General features: G+C 50.2%; 13 protein-coding genes and 1 pseudogene. 9 read left to right on the top strand and 5 right to left on the bottom strand.

Annotated elements, in window-relative coordinates:
- Positions 1-112: 112 nt before the first annotated feature.
- The 6 genes and pseudogenes from IPN95_11220 (at position 113) to IPN95_11245 (ending at position 11,684) form a co-directional block, all read left to right on the top strand.
- Positions 113-460, top strand: coding sequence for a hypothetical protein (locus tag IPN95_11220; GenBank protein MBK9449951.1), 348 nt, complete (start codon positions 113-115; stop codon positions 458-460).
- Between the two features lie 2 nt (positions 461-462).
- A complete protein-coding gene (gene prmA / locus IPN95_11225) occupies positions 463-1,320 on the top strand; it encodes a 50S ribosomal protein L11 methyltransferase (protein MBK9449952.1) in 858 nt (285 codons plus the stop codon).
- A 41-nt stretch (positions 1,321-1,361) separates the two neighbouring features.
- Positions 1,362-6,461, top strand: coding sequence for a hypothetical protein (locus IPN95_11230; protein MBK9449953.1), 5,100 nt, complete (start codon positions 1,362-1,364; stop codon positions 6,459-6,461).
- A gap of 42 nt (positions 6,462-6,503) precedes the next feature.
- A complete protein-coding gene (locus IPN95_11235; protein MBK9449954.1) occupies positions 6,504-7,682 on the top strand; it encodes a hypothetical protein in 1,179 nt (392 codons plus the stop codon).
- Between the two features lie 135 nt (positions 7,683-7,817).
- A pseudogene (gene fumC / locus IPN95_11240) lies at positions 7,818-9,222 on the top strand (class II fumarate hydratase).
- Positions 9,223-9,425: 203 nt separating this feature from the next.
- Entirely contained in the window at positions 9,426-11,684 is a 2,259-nt protein-coding gene (locus IPN95_11245; GenBank protein ID MBK9449955.1) for a patatin-like phospholipase family protein, read from the top strand.
- A gap of 11 nt (positions 11,685-11,695) precedes the next feature.
- Here IPN95_11245 and IPN95_11250 read toward each other — a convergent pair whose 3' ends face one another.
- Entirely contained in the window at positions 11,696-12,583 is an 888-nt protein-coding gene (locus IPN95_11250) for a nucleoside hydrolase (GenBank protein MBK9449956.1), read from the bottom strand.
- A gap of 138 nt (positions 12,584-12,721) precedes the next feature.
- Complete coding sequence (locus tag IPN95_11255; GenBank protein ID MBK9449957.1) at positions 12,722-13,447, bottom strand: glycosyltransferase family 2 protein; 726 nt, start codon at positions 13,445-13,447, stop codon at positions 12,722-12,724.
- Positions 13,448-13,503: 56 nt separating this feature from the next.
- On the opposite strand from IPN95_11255, the gene IPN95_11260 reads away from it, so the two are divergent.
- Positions 13,504-13,578: a hypothetical protein gene (locus IPN95_11260; GenBank protein MBK9449958.1), complete on the top strand. Its 75-nt coding sequence runs from the start codon at positions 13,504-13,506 to the stop codon at positions 13,576-13,578.
- Here the strand turns inward: IPN95_11260 and IPN95_11265 are convergent.
- Positions 13,571-13,960 (bottom strand): hypothetical protein, encoded by a 390-nt coding sequence (locus IPN95_11265; GenBank protein ID MBK9449959.1) that lies wholly within the window; start codon positions 13,958-13,960, stop codon positions 13,571-13,573. The genes IPN95_11260 and IPN95_11265 overlap by 8 nt on opposite strands.
- An 89-nt stretch (positions 13,961-14,049) precedes the next feature.
- Here IPN95_11265 and IPN95_11270 point away from each other — a divergent pair, with 89 nt between their 5' ends.
- Complete coding sequence (locus tag IPN95_11270; protein ID MBK9449960.1) at positions 14,050-14,289, top strand: hypothetical protein; 240 nt, start codon at positions 14,050-14,052, stop codon at positions 14,287-14,289.
- Here IPN95_11270 and IPN95_11275 read toward each other — a convergent pair.
- A complete protein-coding gene (locus tag IPN95_11275; GenBank protein ID MBK9449961.1) occupies positions 14,286-15,362 on the bottom strand; it encodes a nucleotidyltransferase domain-containing protein in 1,077 nt (358 codons plus the stop codon). The genes IPN95_11270 and IPN95_11275 overlap by 4 nt on opposite strands.
- Positions 15,363-15,474: 112 nt before the next feature.
- Complete coding sequence (locus IPN95_11280; GenBank protein ID MBK9449962.1) at positions 15,475-16,626, bottom strand: DUF1016 family protein; 1,152 nt, start codon at positions 16,624-16,626, stop codon at positions 15,475-15,477.
- 260 nt (positions 16,627-16,886) lie between these two features.
- Between IPN95_11280 and IPN95_11285 the strand changes: the two genes are divergently transcribed.
- On the top strand, positions 16,887-18,506 hold the full coding sequence (locus tag IPN95_11285; GenBank protein ID MBK9449963.1) for a DUF4139 domain-containing protein: 1,620 nt from the start codon (positions 16,887-16,889) through the stop codon (positions 18,504-18,506).
- Positions 18,507-18,512: the final 6 nt, after the last annotated feature.

Genomic DNA, 18,512 nt, shown 5'->3' on the forward strand with positions numbered 1-18,512 from the left:
TAGTTTTTCACTTTTCACTTACTTATCCACATTCAGTGGCGGCTCAACTGTGGGTTTCTTGGCCGCATGGGCGCAGGCCTTGGCCTTATATTTGTAGCTGAAAGGAAGAAGAATGAATATCCTGCCACTTTTGTTGATGGCCTGTTGGGCTATTGTCGGTTCGTCGAATCATGGACGGCCGGTGGCGGCTGTGGATCCCTGTCAACTGCAAGGTGCGGTGTTTGTGGAGGAGGTCGAGGGCTTTGCCACCTACCGTGTTTTTGTGGAGGATATTGAAAATTTTGCCGATTTGAGGGTTTACAAAGAACCCGTGCGTGGATTTGCCGACAAACCTGGCCGATGGCACTTCACCGATACAAAAGCTTTCGCCGATTTTTCCGTTGCATTCGTAGACGTGAAGGTGCGGGCTGATTTCTCGATTTATTATACCGAATTCCAGAGCCTTTCCGGCTGCAAATAACGATGGTTGTAGAAGCTTCGATTCAGCTCAATCTCGATATCCCCAAGGAGGATTTTGACCAAGTGGTGGCCGTACTTTCCGAGATCGGCTACTATGCGTTTGAAGAAACACCTTCGGTGTTGAAAGCCTTCATCATGGAGAGCGACTATGACAGCGCAGCATTCGATCAAGCGATTCAGGACTTTTTTCCTGAGCTTCGTTTTTCCAAGACCGTGGAAAGGATCGAAGCGAAGGATTGGAACGCGGAGTGGGAGGCGAATTTCCACAGCGTGACCGTAGGCGACTTCTGCGAAGTGCATCCGCCGCATCGCGCACCTGATCCCAATGTCAAGTACCATTTGCTTGTGGCACCTAAGATGGCCTTCGGGACCGGGCACCATGCGACCACTTGGCTGATGCTCGAGGAATGCAGCCGGCTCGATTTCGCGGGGAAGGATGTGCTCGACATGGGCTGTGGAACCGGCGTTTTGGGAATTCTCGCCCATCAGTTGGGTGCGGCGCATGTCACCTGCATCGACTTTGATCCGTGGTGCGAGGAAAATACCCGCGAAAATGCCGGATTGAACAACATCGCCGATCTGGAAATCCTGCTGGGAGACGCCTCGGCGATTCCGGATAGACGTTACCAGATTATCTTAGCCAACATCAACCGAAATGTATTGTTGGCCGACCGTGACCATTATGTCAATGCACTTTCGCCCGGTGGAATCATCGCCATGAGTGGATTTTATGACTTTGACGAGGAAAAGGTCACCGCGCACTACACCGCTGCCGGACTCCATCTCGTGCAACGCTGCGAAAAGACCAATTGGGTCATGCTGGCTTTTGAAAAGACCGACAATACTGCTCTGAATTCATGAAGAAGGTAGGATTTCTTGCGAATATGATAGATCGAATTCCGATGAGGCGCAACGCAAAACGATTGTTTTCCAATTTGTTGGGCTGTTTCATGTTGATGGGCATCGTTTTGGGCTTTGCTGGACAGGCGCTTTCCCAAAATTCCAAAACCCTCAACGACGACCCTGCCAAATTCATCGTCGAATTTGAAAGTCGCATTGCACCTCTTGGCGACAAGGCGACGCAACAGTACCTGAAAGTCTTCCGGTTGAATTGGGAGACAGGCAAATACACCCGTATGGAGCAGGAAAGGTTTGTGATCCAGACCAATATCATGCTGCTCAAGAACTACCAAATCGCCGGCGAGGTGCTTTCCTACGCCAAGGCGTTCGAATTGCTCCACAGTGACACCGCCAAGGCCAAGCTGAATGTGGACGCATTTTTCAATGTCGCTGACTCCTGCATTTTGACGTTGGATCGCGTGCAGTCTGGCAAATTTTACGGGTTCATTCAACAATACCTCGGCACAGGCGCCGTCGTCAAAACTTCAGGATCGAGTTGGTCGATGAGTCAAATCGACCCTGTTCTTGATTTTACGACCAAAACCAATCCCGAGACCGGCAAGCCCGTCCATTTTGCCTTTTTGACCTTCAACAATACGGATCTCGTTTACCGAAATGCAAAGGACAGCACGCGCATTTACGGCACTTCCGGGGAGTTGAACTTGATGAACAAGGCTTTCAATGCCAAGGGGGGTAAGCTCGACTGGTCCAAAATGAAGCTCGATCCCAACGATGTCTATGCCGAATTGATGGATTACGGCTTGAACCTGAACTATTCCTTCGTCAACATCGACACCGTTATTTTTCATTACAATAGCCTCATTTCCAAGCCGCTCAAAGGTCGTTATGAGGACATGAACAAAGGCTACTCCGACATCAACAAAGCCAATTACCCCTACTTCAGAAGCTACGATGGCGGGGTTGTGATTGAGAATTTTATCAAAAACGTGCGCTACGAAGGTGGTTTTTCCTTGCGCGGGGTGAAGAAGATCGGTTCGGCCTATTTCAAGTTGGTCGACATCCCCAAGGTGGAGGAAAAAGAAGAAAAGAAAAGCGCCGGCGCTGAAGAGACGCCCGATACCTACGAAGAGGATTTTGGCTATAAATACGACGAAAGCGCCTATTATTTTGACGAGGACGACGTCATCGAAGGCGGGGGCGAAGAGAATCCGGAGGATTTGGAGGACTTGGAGTCAGAAGACCCGACCGAGGGAGGTGTATTCGATGACTTCAATCCAGACTTTTTGGACAAGGAGCTCAAGCTGTTCAAGGCGCAGTTGACTATTTTCAGGAATGGCGAACCGGCGATGAACCTGCGTGCAATGGAATTTGTCTTGGACCTGGAGAAGCTCGTGTCCAAGCGCACCGAGGTCGCGATGTACCTCAGCAAAACCGACAGCATCACCCATCCAAGCGTCGACGTGATCTATGAAGTGGATTCGAATACGGTCACGCTCATCAAGGACGTCAAGGACAAGCTCAGCCATCAGGCATTTTTGAGCCCTTACCACAATTTTTACCTCTACTTTGATGCCATCAAGTGGAAGCAGAATACCGATATCATCGAATTCACCTCCATCATTGACAAGGAAAACCAAACCTCTGCGATTGAATCCAAGGATTTTTTCAAGCTGCAGCGTTGGAACCAATTCAAGGGCGTTTTGCCTTTCAATCCAATCGGAGCGATCTACCGTTTTGCACAAACCCATGAAGGTCAGCCGATTTTTGCCGAATCCATCACCACCGAATACAAACTCGACGATGTGATCGACGCCCTCAAAATGGCTTTGGTCGACGTCGAAGGTTCGGGCTTCATCCAATACGACCGCAAAACCGGCGAAATCAAGCCGTTGCCCAAGCTTTTGGACTGGGCAAAAGGTGCCCGCGGACGCAAGGATTATGATGCGATCCAGATCACATCCAACGTCAAGACCGGCAACAATGCCGAGTTGAACCTGACCGACATGAACATCGCCATGAAAGGCGTGGCCTTTTTCCCGCTGAGCGACAGTCAGTTCGTGCGTGTTTTGCCCAACCACCAAGAGGTCACGGTCAAGAAAAACCGGGATTTGCAGTTTGACGGAACCGTTGCGGCTGGAAAGCTGAATTTCTACGGTCGCGTCACCCCAGACAACGTCGACATGTCCGGGATTCCGGGGAAATTCACGTTCCAATACGAGAACTACAAGGTTTTGGTGGACTCCTTGGATTCCTTGCGGTTTATCCTTGTGCGCAATCCGCCGCTTGGGTATGTGTATTCGCCGCTGCAGCGCGCCTTGCGTGCGACCACGATCGAGGGCGTAACCGGGGCGATCTACATCAACAAGCCGACCAACAAAAATGGCTTGGAGCCGCATCCGGAGTATCCTGTCTTTGACAGCTATACCAAGTCCTTCATTTATTGGTACAAGCCCGGCGTGCGCGACGGGGTTTACACCAAAGACAAGCTGTATTTCAGCATTGACCCGTTTGTATTGGACTCCTTGGAGGATTTCAAAGAATCGGCATTGAGCTTTGAAGGTGAATTTTATTCCTCCGAAATCTTTCCCAAAATCAGGCAGAAACTGGCTGTGATGGAGGACTTTACGCTCGGAATGAAGGACGTCACACCGCCCGATACCGGTTATGCAGCCTATGACAACAAAGGGCGCTTCATCGGGGAAATCAGACTCGACGGCGATGGTTTGAGCAGCAAGGGTCAAATGAATTTCCTGCACACCGTTGCCAAGTCCGACAGCTTCCAACTCTATTTTGACACGGTCAAGGCCGTGACCAATCAATTCAATATGCCCGGTGGCCTTTACGAAGGGGCGTATTTTCCTGAGGTTCAGGCCAATTCGGTCAATTATAAATGGCTGACCAAAAAGGACGAGATTGAGTTGGAGACGATGGACAAAGGCGAACCGATCGTCATGTTTGGCGGGGAAGGAACCTTCGAAGGAAAGTTGCGCATTACCAAGGAAGGCCTCCGTGGATCAGGCAAAGTGCGGATGGGCAATGTATTGGTGGAGAGCAAAGACATCATTTTTGGCGAGAAGGATTTTATTGCCAACGACGGGGTATTTACGGTGTTTGACCAAAACAAGCCTGACAAACGCCTTTTTGTTGCCAAAGACAGCAAGGTGAGCTACGATGTCGCCAAGCACCACTCTTCCTTCGTGACGGAAAAGGTCGGTGAAGCCACCGTTGCATTCCCTGAGCAGAAATACCGCAGTTCGCTCGCAAAGGGCGAATATGACCGCAAAACCAACGATGTAAGGCTGGAAAGTCCCTCGATCAAGCCCGGTCAAAACTATTTCTACAGCTCGGACCCCTTGCAGGATAGCTTGGTATTCATGGCCAAGGACGCGCATTACAACTTTGATCAGCAACGGATCGAGGTCAAGGGCGTCCCCTACATCTATGTTGCCGACGCGAAGATTTTGCCCGACAGCGGTGCCGTGGAAATCAAACCCAATGGCTTCATGCAAAAGTTGGAAAATGCCGTGGTGGAAGCCAATCAGGTGACCAACTATCACCGGATGTACGAATCCAGCCTCGAAATCACGCATTCGAAGCGCTACACAGGCAAGAGTAAATATGACTATCCACCGGTGATGGGCAAAAACCAATACATCAACATGGTGGAGATGAAGGTCCAAGGTGACACCATGTCGATTGCAACGGGTGAAATCAAGGAGGAGGAGAAGTTCTATTTGACCGATCGTATTTTCTTCAAAGGAGCAACGCGCCTCGAGGCCCCCAATAAGTATATGCGCTTTACCGGTGAAGTAAAGATCGATTCGGAGAATCCATTTTTTGCTGACAAGTGGTTCAAATACAACGATATCGTGAATCCAGACTCTGTGTTTGTCGAAATCACGCAGACGCAATTGGGTAAGCTGATCGTCGGCTTGGATTACATGAAACGCACGCGAACCTTTTATTCCTCATTCTTGGGTCCCAAAAAGAATGTGGATGATATGGAAGTTGCCCGCGCCACCGGTGGTCTGACATTCGACCGCAACACCGACGAATTTAAGATCGGTCCGAAGGCAAAGTTGACAGGTAAAGAATACCGTGGCACGACCAGCAGTCTCGACGATAAAAATGACATCGTGACTACCGTTGGTATGCTCAAAATCCCTAACAACTTCGCCAAGAACACCATCGAGATGTCGCTTGCAGGTAAATGGCGGGATGAGCGGACCCAAAAGGAAATCACGAGTGACCTGATCGGCAACTTCAATTTCAGCTGTATTTCCAAAGAAGCTTGGGCTAAGCTCTATGCCAAAGCCCAGGTTGTGACGGCGATCAACAATACGGTGGATTGGAACAATCAGGCCTTCCGTGAAGGTTTGGCAGAATTCCTTGACCCCAACCTGGAGCGCGAAGACAAAAACATGCAAATGTTTCTGGATCAGGTTCAAAAGGCCATCTCTTACAATGAGATCAAACCTTCCAAGCTGATTGCGGGTTCATTGCTCCTTTCTGGAATTCAATTCCGATTTGACCGGGAATTCAAGTCTCTCTGGTATTCTGGTGAGGTGGGGATCCTGGGCATCAATCAGGAGCCTGTGAACAAGGTCACGACCTCCAACTCCAAAATCGAATACGCCCGCGGAAAATATACCCCTGCCGGCATCACATTGCCCGATACTTTGCGGATGTACCTTGAGTTTGACGAACTCAACTGGGTCTTTTATGAATTCTATGGCGATGTCCTCTACACGATTTCGAGTGACCTCGACGGGTACAACGCTGTCTTGCGTGCCGAGAAGGAAAAGCGGAAGAAAAATGATGGCTACCGTTTTGAACTCAGCGATGATGCTGCCAAGGATGCCTTCCTCACGAAGTTTGTAAACAAGTATATCTGGCGAACCGGTCGCTCCAACGGCGGTGGTGATGAGGAAGAAATTCCTGAGAATACCCCTGGCGGCAATACTCCTGGGGAAAATACCCCTGGCGGTAACACTCCTGGTGGAAATACCCCTGGCGGCAACACCCCCGGCGGTGACGACAAGAAGGAGGGGGGAATCATCGACGACGGGCTTGATGGCGGAGGCGATGAAAAGAAGGAAGGCGGCGGCATCGACGACGGAATGGACGACGGCGGCAATTGAGGTTTTGAGAGCCTAGTTGTTTTCTGAATAATACCAATTTGAATGATACGCAAAACGTTGCACGTTTTGTACTTGGCAGCTATTGCTGTTGTGGTACCTATGTTTGCCCTTGGGCAACAGCCGATTCAGCAGGTGGATCGCGGGTCGATGATCTCAAATTCCTTTCGGTCAAACGCCATTCGATATCCGGATTCCATGGGAAGGGTGGGCATGGTCTGGTCGGCAAGCGATGTTGATTGCGGTTTGCACCGCAATGCTGTCACCGGGCGGCTTTATACCTCCTTCATGGACGGCTATGCCCACAATGACCCGGATTTGGCAAGAGCATTGGGTAGCATGCGGATGAATTTGAACAACAACGAATTCATTTTCGGCCCGCAGGTTAAGGCAGATTCAAACGACCTTCGCGGTACAGAATGCAAGTTCAATTTCTATGACAGTACGACCACAGTCACCGGAAAATTCGATTTTTTGCCGAATTTCCCGCAAAAGACCGTCGAGATGGAATTCGCAGGTGCATGGAAGGAAACGCATCGGAAGCGCGAGGCAAGGACGGACCTCGTTGGCCGGTTTGATTTGGGATGTATCCCCAAAAAGGCTTGGGAAAAGCTAGCAGACAAAGCAAAAATCACAACCGCAATGAACAAAGACGTCGATTGGCAAGACGAGACATTTCTGGAGGGATTGGCCGAATTTCTTGATCCGAACGGCAAAAAGACCGCAAAAAACCTGCCCACTTTGCGCAAAGAATTGGTCGAAGCTGACGTTTATTACCGGATTGAAGCACCTGCAAAAATTCCATCGTCGCTGTTGCTTTCCGGCCTCAAGTTTTACTATGACGTCGAATTGAATTCCCTTTGGTACAGCGGCGAGGTCGGCCTGCTTGCCATCAATGGGATTCCCATCAACAAGTTGACCACCAACAACTGCAAGCTAGAGTATGTCATGGCACCCAAGCGCCCGAATGGAATAGTGGTTTCGGATACCTTGCGTATTTATTTGGAGTTTGATGAGTTGAATTGGGTCTTTTTTGAGTGTTTTGACGATGTTGTCCGCACCATTTCCAGCGACATCGATGGTTACAATGCTATTTTGGAGGCCTCCAATCCCAAGAAAAAGGGCTTCCGATTCAAAAAAATCGAGAGATACGAAGTTGAGGAGATGCTGAGTTCTTTTCTCGATCGCCATATCTGGCGCACGGGCCGACTCCGGCAGAATTGAACTTGGGAGGCGCCCAACTGCTATTCATTTCCCGATTTTCCTGATGAAGGTCTTCGTTTTGGCCGCGTTTTCACCTCCGATAGATTCGCCAATCCTTCGTAGATTCGCCCAAAATTCACGAAAATCGTTCCGCACATGGAAATCCGGATAGAAAAAGACACCATGGGAACCGTCGAGGTCCCCGCCAATCGTTATTGGGGCGCGCAAACGCAGCGTTCGATCATGAATTTTCCGATTGCGCGCGACATCAACCGCATGCCGATCGAGATCATCCGTGCATTTGCCTATTTGAAAAAGGCGGCTGCCCTCGCCAACCGCGATCTCGGGGCCTTGGCCGATGACAAATGCGGTCTGATCGGGCAGGTTTGCGACGAAATTCTCGCCGGCAAACTCGACGACGAATTTCCCTTGGTCGTCTGGCAGACGGGTTCCGGCACACAAAGCAACATGAACGTCAACGAGGTCGTCGCCTACCGTGCCCACGTGGTGCGGGGTGGCTCCTTGACCGACAAAGACAAATTTGTGCATCCGAATGACGACGTCAACAAGTCGCAATCGAGCAACGATACCTTCCCGACAGCGATGCATATCGCGGCCTACAAGATGTTGATGGAGACGACCTTGCCTGGCATTCAGGCCTTGCGCGACACCTTGGCAGCCAAGTCATTGGCCTTCATGAGCGTGGTCAAAATCGGGCGCACTCACTTCATGGACGCGACCCCGCTCACGCTCGGTCAGGAGTTTAGTGGCTATGTCGCGCAACTCGACCATGGCATGCGCGCGATCCGCAACACGCTCCGCGCACCTCAGCGAACTCGCCCTCGGCGGTACAGCGGTCGGCACCGGCATCAATACACCCAAAGGCTACGCGCCCTTGGTCGCCCAAAAAATTGCCGAATTGACCGGTTTGCCCTTCATCACCGCCCCCAACAAGTTTGAGGCACTCGCCGCCCACGATGGCATTGTGGAAGCCCACGGCGCCCTCAAAACCGTGGCCGTAAGCCTGATGAAGATCGCCAACGACATCCGCATGCTCAGCTCCGGCCCACGTGCCGGCATCGGCGAAATCTACATCCCGGACAATGAACCCGGCAGTTCCATCATGCCGGGCAAGGTCAATCCCACACAATGCGAAGCCATGACGATGGTCGCGGCCCAAGTGCTCGGAAATGACGTTGCGATCAACATCGGCGGCTCCAACGGCCATTTTGAACTCAACGTGTTCAAGCCGATGATGATCTATAACTTCCTGCACAGCGCCCGCCTCATCGGGGATGTTTGCAATAGCTTCAACGAGCGTTGTGCCTCCGGCATCGAGCCATTGCATGAAAACATCAAGAAGCACGTCAACAATTCGTTGATGCTGGTCACGGCACTCAATACCAAAATCGGCTACTACAAAAGTGCTGAGATTGCCCAAAATGCACACAAAAAGGGCCTCAGCCTCAAGGAAAGCGCCTTGGAGCTCGGCTACTTGACGTCCGAAGATTTTGACGCCTGGGTGATTCCCGGCGACATGGTCGGCGATCTTGGCGTTTGAATTTGAGTGCGAGAAGGATTTTCAGGTGTCGTTGGCGCTACCCAAAGTTTGGGATGAGCGCCAACGACACTTTTTTCCGCCAATTCCGCGAACTGCAATGGCTTTGCACACAAGCCGCAAGATGGACCGCTCATCTGCCAACTCTTTCCACGGACTGACCACTCTTTTTTGCACTGAATCGCCACGCTGACTATATTACAAGCATGTTCAAGGCCTTTTGGGAGATATTGGAGAGCGGGTACTATTCTTTGCCGGCGCAGTTGCTGGTGATGCAGGTGCGTTACCAAAAGTATGTGCTCGCTTGCTGGGTATTCTTTTTTCTCGCCATCACCAACAACTTCGGGGAAATGTTGGGCGTGCCCTACCTTTTCCTTGAACCAGAGTACTTGGGGCATATTTCGTTCACCAGCCTGTTTTTGACGGGTTGCGGAATGGGAACCTTCATCGCGAGCTATATGATCTCCACTTACGTGAGCGACAGCTACCGTTTTCACTTCCTGGCGATGGAGAAAAGACCCTTTTTGGTGTACTTTTTGAACAATCTCCTGATTCCCGTTGGGTTTTTGGCGGTTTATTCGATCAGCTTTGTCCAATTTCAGAAGTACAGCATCGGGCACTTTGAATGGAATATTCTCACCAAGCTTTTGGGCTTGTATGCGGGATTGTTTTCGGTGATTTTGGTGATTCTGCTTTACTTTTCAAGGGCAAGCAGGAATTTTGTCGCGATCATCGGTGAGCGTGCTACACGCAACCTGAATCCCCGCCGCGTGATCATTGCCAAGGCACGCGCGGGCATGGGCCTGCGTACACGTGTCGACTATTATCTGGCTACACCTACCCGCCTCGCCTCCCCTGACCCGAACGAGCCTGCAGAATTGCGCCAATTGGTCAAAATTCTGAATCAAAACCATGGAAACGCGCTTTTCCTCGAATTCATATTGCTGCTGCTCATCATGGGTTTGGGTTTGTTGGAGGAGAATCCGACGTTTCAGATTCCAGCTGGCGCAAGCGTGTTTTTTCTGTTTTCGATCTTTTTGATGCTGGTGTCGGCCATTGTCTTCTGGTTCAGAAAGCTTGGTCCGATTGCCATGATCGCCGTGGTGCTGATTTACCTCGCCTTTGACAACATCAGCGTGTTTCAAAATGAGCATCCGGCGTTGGGAATGAATTACGAAATGCCGCCTGCCGATTATACCTTGAAAGGTCTTTTGGCAGCGAGCAGCGAAGAAAATATCCAAGCTGATATTGCGAACACAACAAAAACGCTTCAAAATTGGTCCGCTGATTTCCAAGCTTATAACGAATTCGGAAGAAAGCCCAAGGCGATTATTGTCTGCACGTCGGGCGGTGGCTTGCGTGCGGCTTATTTCACTACCCGGATTTTGCAAAAGCTCGACAGCATCACTGCAGGGCAGATGATGGAAAGCACGCGCCTGATCACAGGCGCTTCCGGGGGAATGGTGGGTGCGGCCTATTATCGCGAATTGTACCTCAAGAAAAAGCTCGGCGCAATCGAAAACATCTGGGGAAAGGAGTACAGTGACCGCATTTCCAAGGATTTGCTTAACCGCACGATCCTCAAAGTGGTGACCAGCCTTTTTCTTCCGACAGCCAAGGAATGGGTAGGCGGCTCGAAATACGACAGTGACCGCGGATGGTCCTTTGACAGTCAACTCATGGCCAATTTGGGCGTTTGGAAAGATCGACGCCTTGCTGAATACATTCCCCTTGAAGAGAGTGCCTTCATTCCGCAAATGATCTTTTCGCCCGTTGTCATCAACGATGGTCGCCGACTCTACATTTCGGCCATACCCGCAAGTTACCTCACCCGCACCTATGACTTCGAAGGGAAAGTGGAAAGTGGCGTTTCAGGAATCGATTTCCGGAGGTTTTTCAAGGATCAGGACGCCGACAGCCTCCTGTTTGTCACGGCCTTGCGCATGAATGCATCCTTCCCGATGATTACGCCCTACGTAAGGCTCCCAAGTGCGCCGCCCATGGAAATCATCGATGCCGGCGTGGCCGACAACTACGGATTGGAAACGGCAAGCCGTTACATGCGGTATTTTGCCAAGTGGTATGTCGAAAACACCTCCGGCGTGATGCTTCTGCAAATTCGGGACTCGCGGCTGCAATCCATGGACTTGCCCAAATACCACAGCAAAAATGCCGTGAAGCAGCTTTTGGATCCGATTGGATCGACTTACAGTGCCTATTACATGAGCAATGACCTCACGACTGAGCAGTACATTCACACGATGGATGAGCTCATGCAAGGCAAGATGAAATATGCCTCCTTTCAATACGAGCCCGTGGATACCGGGGGCATTCGTGCATCGCTCAGTTGGCACCTCACTCCAAGCGAAATCGCCGGGATTGAAGGTTCTCTGGAAAGCCCCGACAACAAGGCGCTATTTGAAACCGTAGCGAATTGGCTGCGCAATGACGCGGCTGAAGAATAGGATTATGGTTCTTATTCGCTGGTGAGAAAACGAATGAGTTTTGCGCGATCTGCTGAAATCGTAATCCAAGTGCGGGAATTTTCAGTCAATTCCGAACCCCAACCTCCGCCGCTTCGGTAGAGGCTCACTTCCCGAAATTCGCAGATGTCAGGTTGCGCAGCAACGGCGGCTGCCAAGGGATCATGAAATTTTTTGCCGCCTGCGTGGCGCTCGAGATAGATGTCCATTCCACGAATGAGTAAATCCCAGGCGGGGCTTTTGCCCTTCATTTTCAGCATTTCGTGGTGAAATGCCTGGTCATATACCATTCCGTGGCAGACGTTTTTGGAGACCAAAATCCGTTCACCAACGTTTGGATTTTGAAGCAGTTTGAAGGCGGTTTGGACATCGCCGTTGAAGTTGTAAGTCGGGCAGGTATTCATCCCTGCAAATTTCTCCAACCTGAATTCCTCTGGCACTACCCTGTCACCTGCAAATCCGCCTTGTGCCACCCAACGGTGGACCGGTTGCGCTTCAGAAAGGCTTTTGAAGCCTTTGAGGGGTGCACCTGTCAGGAGCGTCAATTCCGGCCATTGTGCAAGGGATTGGAGCAGCAAGGAGGAGGCGTCCATGTCCGGTGTACGCGGCGCAAAATTCCCCAGCCAGTCGTAGTAGAACTTGGAAACGCAGTTTTTGTCGTAGCCAGGGACAGCGCTAGCAACCGGAATTTCGCCAACTCCGCATCTTTCAAGTACGGATTTCAGCATGCCAACTTGCTCGTTGGTTCCCGGTGTCACGGAAACGGAACGCAGGCGATACGCGGGGTGGGCAATAAGCAGCAGGAGGGTACAAAGGTCGTCGGGATCACCGGTTTCGGTGTCAAAATGGACGTCAAGCGGTAGTCTGGGATGGTGGTTCATTCGTAGAATAAGCAATAGGGTTATGTTTCATGCGACAAAAATGCACGCAACAAGCCTTTGGCAAGCGCGAAGTGCGGGTGAATGGTAAAAGAAGGAAAGTGAATGACCGATTGGCTGGGATTCAACGGTCAATGCAGGCTATTTCTTCGCCCAGATATTGTACTTCAGGATGCAATACAAAGCGCGGAACGCGTCTTTCCAGCCAATTTTTTTGCCTTCTTCGTACGTCCGGCCATAATAGCTGATGCCGACCTCGTAAATTCTGATGCCAGGAACCCGGCTGATTTTTGCCGTCACCTCCGGCTCAAATCCAAAGCGTTTTTCCTTCAGTTTGATGCCTTGGATCAGTTCCCGACGAAAGAGTTTGTAGCACGTTTCCATGTCTGAAAGGTTCAGATTGGTAAACATGTTGCTCGCATTGGTGAGCCATTTGTTGCCGATGCTATGCCAGTAAAAGAGAATGCGGTGCGGGTTGCCTCCCATAAAACGGGAGCCATAGACCACATCTGCAAATCCGTCCAGGATGGGCTTGAGCAGAAGGTTCCATTCGTGGGGATCGTATTCAAGGTCAGCATCTTGGACCACGACCCAGTCGCCCGTCGCCTTGGAAATTCCAGTATGCAGCGCGGCGCCCTTGCCTTGGTTGACTTCGTGGTTGAATAACACAATCCCGCGCTCAGGATGCTGCGCGATGTAGGCCAGGATGATCTCTTTTGACTTGTCTTTGGAGCAGTCGTTGACGCAAATCACTTCCTTGGTGATGCCCTGAATGAGGGTCACTTCGTTGATCTTGTCCAAAATATTGGTGATCGTACGTTCCTCGTTGTAGACCGGGACCACAATGGTCAGCTTCTGATTTCCCATTTTTCCAAAGATAGCGCGCAAAGATAGAGATTGGAAAGGGAAAAACCAGCGTTGTAATGGAACCTCAAAGGTTGACACGATCCGATAAATGGATCATTCACCCATACAGTTTGTCCCATTCGCTCACCTGAAATGATGCGACATCCACACCTCAATGTACCGGATCGGATTCTCAGGCATAAACCGGCGGAAGGTGATGATGTTGGGATCACGGGAGATGTTTCCTGGGAGATTGACGCCGTTTTCCCGGAGGATGACCGCCGGAATACCTTGGCTTCTTGCATATTGCCAAAGTTGCACCACCTGTTGCCAGTTGATTTGGCTTGTGATTAGTCCGACAAATATCCCTGAGACAGCCACTTCGTCGTACATGTGTTGCCCTTTTGGATGGTCGGGATGGTCATAATTGTACACCGCGGTGTAGCCCTGCTGCTCCATCAGGCCACCGAGTTCGTAGACCATGTGCGCATCTGACTGCGGAATCGAATAAGCGATGAATGCATGCGTTCCCATGACGCTAATTTAGGATTCGTTGAAGGGGAATGCAATGGCGGATTGTGGTATCGATTGAACATCGCTCAATTTTTCGTGATTTTTGAAACATGAGTGAAATCCACAACCCTCAAGAATTACGCGCAGAACTCTTCGATCAAATTCGGATGATCGAGAATCCTAGTATGCTTGGTGAACTGAAGGCTTATCTCAAGCAGCTTCTGAACAGAGGGGACTTTTGGGAGAATTTGACTGATTCTCAAAAGGCTCATATTGAAAAGGGTATAGCCGACAACGATGCAGGACGAAACAAGCCTTTTGAAGTGGTGATGCGCAACAAATACGCCTAGGGTCTCCCATACACCACCTTCCGAATTTCAATCAAAATCGCATTCAGCTTCGCAACATCGGGCTTATCGGGCAAATTGCTTGCCGCGAACCGCTCCGCGATCAAGGGCAACCTTGCTTCCGCCTCGGCCAAAAGTTCGTCGTAGTCGCGCTCGCCGCGACGGATCGCGAGCAATTCTTCGCGGTTTGGGCGTCGCACATGCAGCTGACCGTCAGCTATCTCGGCAGCCATGTCGAGTAGCCGGAAGGTATGCATCATGTTTTTGGCATCGTAGTTTTTACCGTGAGCAATCGTGCTTTCGTAGCGGACTTCGCTGCGTTTTTCCACCCAATCCCAGTAGTTTTTGTAGTCTTTGCAATAGATCGTATAGCCATCCTTGTTGAAGGCCATAATCGCCTGACGTTCCATGCCTTTGGGAACGGAACTGAGTGAAACTGCATTCGAATGGTCCTTTGCCGCAATGCCTTTGAATCCCAGCGTGGTGGCTGCATTTTCGCCGCCATAAAACAGCGCGTAGATGTCGTGCATATGCGGAATGTTCACCAATCCGCAGTCTTCCTGTTTCCATCCGCGTTGCGCAAGCCATTCCAAGAGAGGGACAGCGCCTTGACCCTCCGGCACAAAGCAGAAGTCCAAAATGCCTTTGCGCTCCTTGTCCATCGGATTGACGACCTTCTTGTTCAAGCCGCGCGCCTTGTAAATCTGCGCTTTCGCGTAGCCCGCAAAGGCCTCTTGACAAAGTTTGCTCAGCACATCCTCGGCACGGATCAAATCCATCACCGGGTCGCGAAATTGGACGCAGTCCTGCGGCACCGCCAACAATTCCAGCATCGTCGGATTGTTTTTGGCCAGCAAGTCCACAAATCGGCCCAATTCGTAGAAAACGACGTCATTTTTCTCGTCGGCGACTTGCTCGACGTAGTTCAGGCCATACAATTCGTCCTGCGGCAAAATGAAAACTCCACGGATGTCGACGTCGGACGTGGCAATGTTGAGACCATAGGCATGGCTTCCCGAAATGGCTTCCAGCAAGATGAGGTTCCGCTCGCGGAGGGTATCAAGGGTGAGTTTCATGCTGCGAAGATGCGGGGTGTTTGGGGAAAGTGGTTACAACGGATGATCGAATTGTTTGAGATTCTGAGGGGATGGTGCCTTTGGGTGCATCAATAGATGCATCAACTTGATATTATCTGTTAAAATCTGACTTCCTCAATTCGTTCTCAATGTATTTTTCCAATTGTTCCTTGCTCGGTAAGCGGATGAGATATTCTTGAACAAATAGGTTTTCATCCATGCCGGCAGTAGCATATTTCACCAATGCATGATCTTTTGAAGCGACTAAGAGAATTCCAACTGGGGGATTGTCAGTGCTATCGCTGATCTCATGTTTGAAGAAGTGTAGGTACGTATTGAGCTGGCCGATGTCATAGTGCTCAAAGGCTCCCATTTTGAGGTCTAATAGAATATGGCATTTCAGGATGCGATGATAGAACACCAAGTCGATGAAGTAGTAATTTTCACCGATTAGAATTCGCTTTTGTCGCGCTTCGAGACAAAAGCCATTGCCGAGTTCAAGGATGAAATCCTGTAAATGATCCAACAAGGCTGATTCGAGGTCGGATTCCTCTATGATTGCCTTTGCCGGAATGTCCAAGAATTCAAATGCGTAAATATTCTTGATGATATCTTTAGGGTTCAAAGGCGATGTCTTTTCATTTACAAGTGCAGAAAGTGCGCTTGGATTCTCTGATAGTCCACTTCGTTCAAAGTAGAGGCTGCTGATTTGCCGCTTCAGCTCGCGCACACTCCAGGTACCTTTTATACATTCTAGTTCATAAAAGGTGCGCTTGAGCGGTTCGGTTATTTTGATAAGTTCGATCAAGTGCGAAAACGACAGTTTGGTTAGGATCTTTTCAGGTGGAGTTTGGAGATCCGGTTTGAAAACTGATGGTGCCGCCCGATCAACATCTTGAGCAATTCGCTGCGTTAGCGTTTTCTCTAATTTTTGGGACAGCGTCCCAAGAATTGGATCGGAAAGTTGGTGAGTGAATTTTTGGGACAGTGTCCCAAGAATCTGAGGATAGACAGAATAGAACTGCCTACATCTAGATAACTCTGGCGCAGTAAGGCCTTTAATGGCAATTTTTTCGGCGATGCATTCAAGCAACCTCGCCCCATATTCCGCACGGTCATTGCCCTCCTGCTCAAATTCGACAATATAGTACCCGATCAACCAATTTCGGATCGTCAATGCTTGGTTCACAGCATTGGCCGCTGATGCCTGAAGATGTAGGTGAGTTTCTTCGATCGATGCTATCAGTTGCTTGAAATTTTTCATAGAGGTTTTTACCGTTAGACGTTTGAAAAGTACAGGAATGCTACTAAAATGAGATATATGGATGCAAATGTAGCATATATTTCAATAATGCAAAATTAAATGGTTATATTTGTGGAATAACCTCCCTTTATACTAATTTTTTACCCATTCGAAGGTCGTCTCTGAAGTTTCTTCCTGACCAAAATCACATCTCCGTTTTATGGAATCTGCAATTTCCATGCACCCAAGAGCTAAATTTGACGGATTCAGAACGTTACCCTATGAAAAAAACATTTTTGACATTGTTTCTCAGCGTTTGGGCACTTACGATTGCCTACGCACAAGAACCCACGCCGCTTCCCGCCAAATCGCAGATCACCGATGTGACCGTGTTTTTGAGTGGTGCCCAAGTGAGCGAAGAAGCGACCATCGCCCTTGCCAAAGGCGACAACATCGTGGTCTTTGAAGGACTCGCGACCAATATCGACGCAAGGAGCATTCAAGCTGCTGCACCCGATATTGTCCTGATCAATTCGGTGCGACACGAGGTGAATTTCATGAAGGAGCAGGTGCAAACGCCGCGGATCATCCGCCTGCAAGACAGTCTGCGCTTGATCCAAGAGAAAACCGAGGTGCTCAACAACGAAAAGACCGTTTTGACCCAAGAAAATGCCTTGGTACTTGCTAACCAAAGCCTCTCCGGCGAGCAAAAGGGCGTTTCCACGGACGAATTGCGCAAAGCCGCTGATTTTTTCCGCACAAGACTCCGCGACATCAACGAGCGCCTGCTTCAAAACCAACGTGCGCAAACCAAACTTGCCGAGGACCGCAACCGCATCAACCAACAATTGCAGGAACTGAACTTCGAAAAGAACAAACCTAGCAACGACATCGTCGTCAAACTCAAGTGTGACTATGCCCGCACAGTCAAAGTGGGCATCCGCTACTTTGTGCCTGATGCAGGTTGGGCACCAAGTTATGACCTTCGGGCAAAGGATACTGAAAGCCCGATTACGCTGGATTATCGCGCCGAAGTCTGGCAAACGACGGGCGTTCAGTGGAAGAACGTCAACCTGACCCTTTCCTCCGGCGATCCGCTGCAAGGCGGTACAAAACCCGAACTCGTGCAATGGAACCTGAGCTTTGGGCAACCGGGTTATGCCATTTATGACAAGATCGTTTCTGGCAAAATGGAAGCAGCAGGCCAAGTCAATGAGCACTCCGGCGGGGAATATGACCGCCAAGAAAACAAACCCACAACCCTGGCCGACTACACCACGATGCGCAACACGGCAACCACCGCCGAATTTGCCATCAGCGTGAAGCAAGACGTCCCGAGTGACGGCAAGCATCAGCAAGTATCGGTTCAATCGGCCACGTTGCCGGCTCTGTTTGAGCATTATGCGGTGCCCAAATTGGACAAAGATGCCTTCTTGATTGCCCGTATTACAGGCTGGGAATCATTGAATCTCCTTCCAGGAAACGTCAATATTTTCTTCGAAGGCACCTATATCACAGCCGCTTACCTCGATCCAACTTACACCACCGATACGTTGGATTTCAGCCTCGGACGCGACAAAAAGGTGATCATCGAGCGCAACATGCTCAAGGATTACAATGCCAAGAAGGATATCGGCACCAACCGCGAACGCACATTCGGCTATGAATTTGTGGTGCGCAACACCAAAAAGTCTGTCGTCCACCTCAAGTTGATGGACCAAGTGCCTGTCTCGCAAGATGAAAGCATTGAGGTCAAGGACATTGACATCTCCAACGCAAAGAAGGACGAAGCCACAGGGCTCTTGACCTGGGACTTGGAATTGCAGCCCGCTGCGACCCAGAAGTTCAAACTGATCTATTCCGTCAAGCATCCCAAGAAAAAAGTCGTTCCAGGCATCTAATCCGAT

Source organism: Bacteroidota bacterium (genome assembly GCA_016718825.1).
Taxonomy (GTDB): Bacteria; Bacteroidota; Bacteroidia; order J057; family JADKCL01; genus JADKCL01.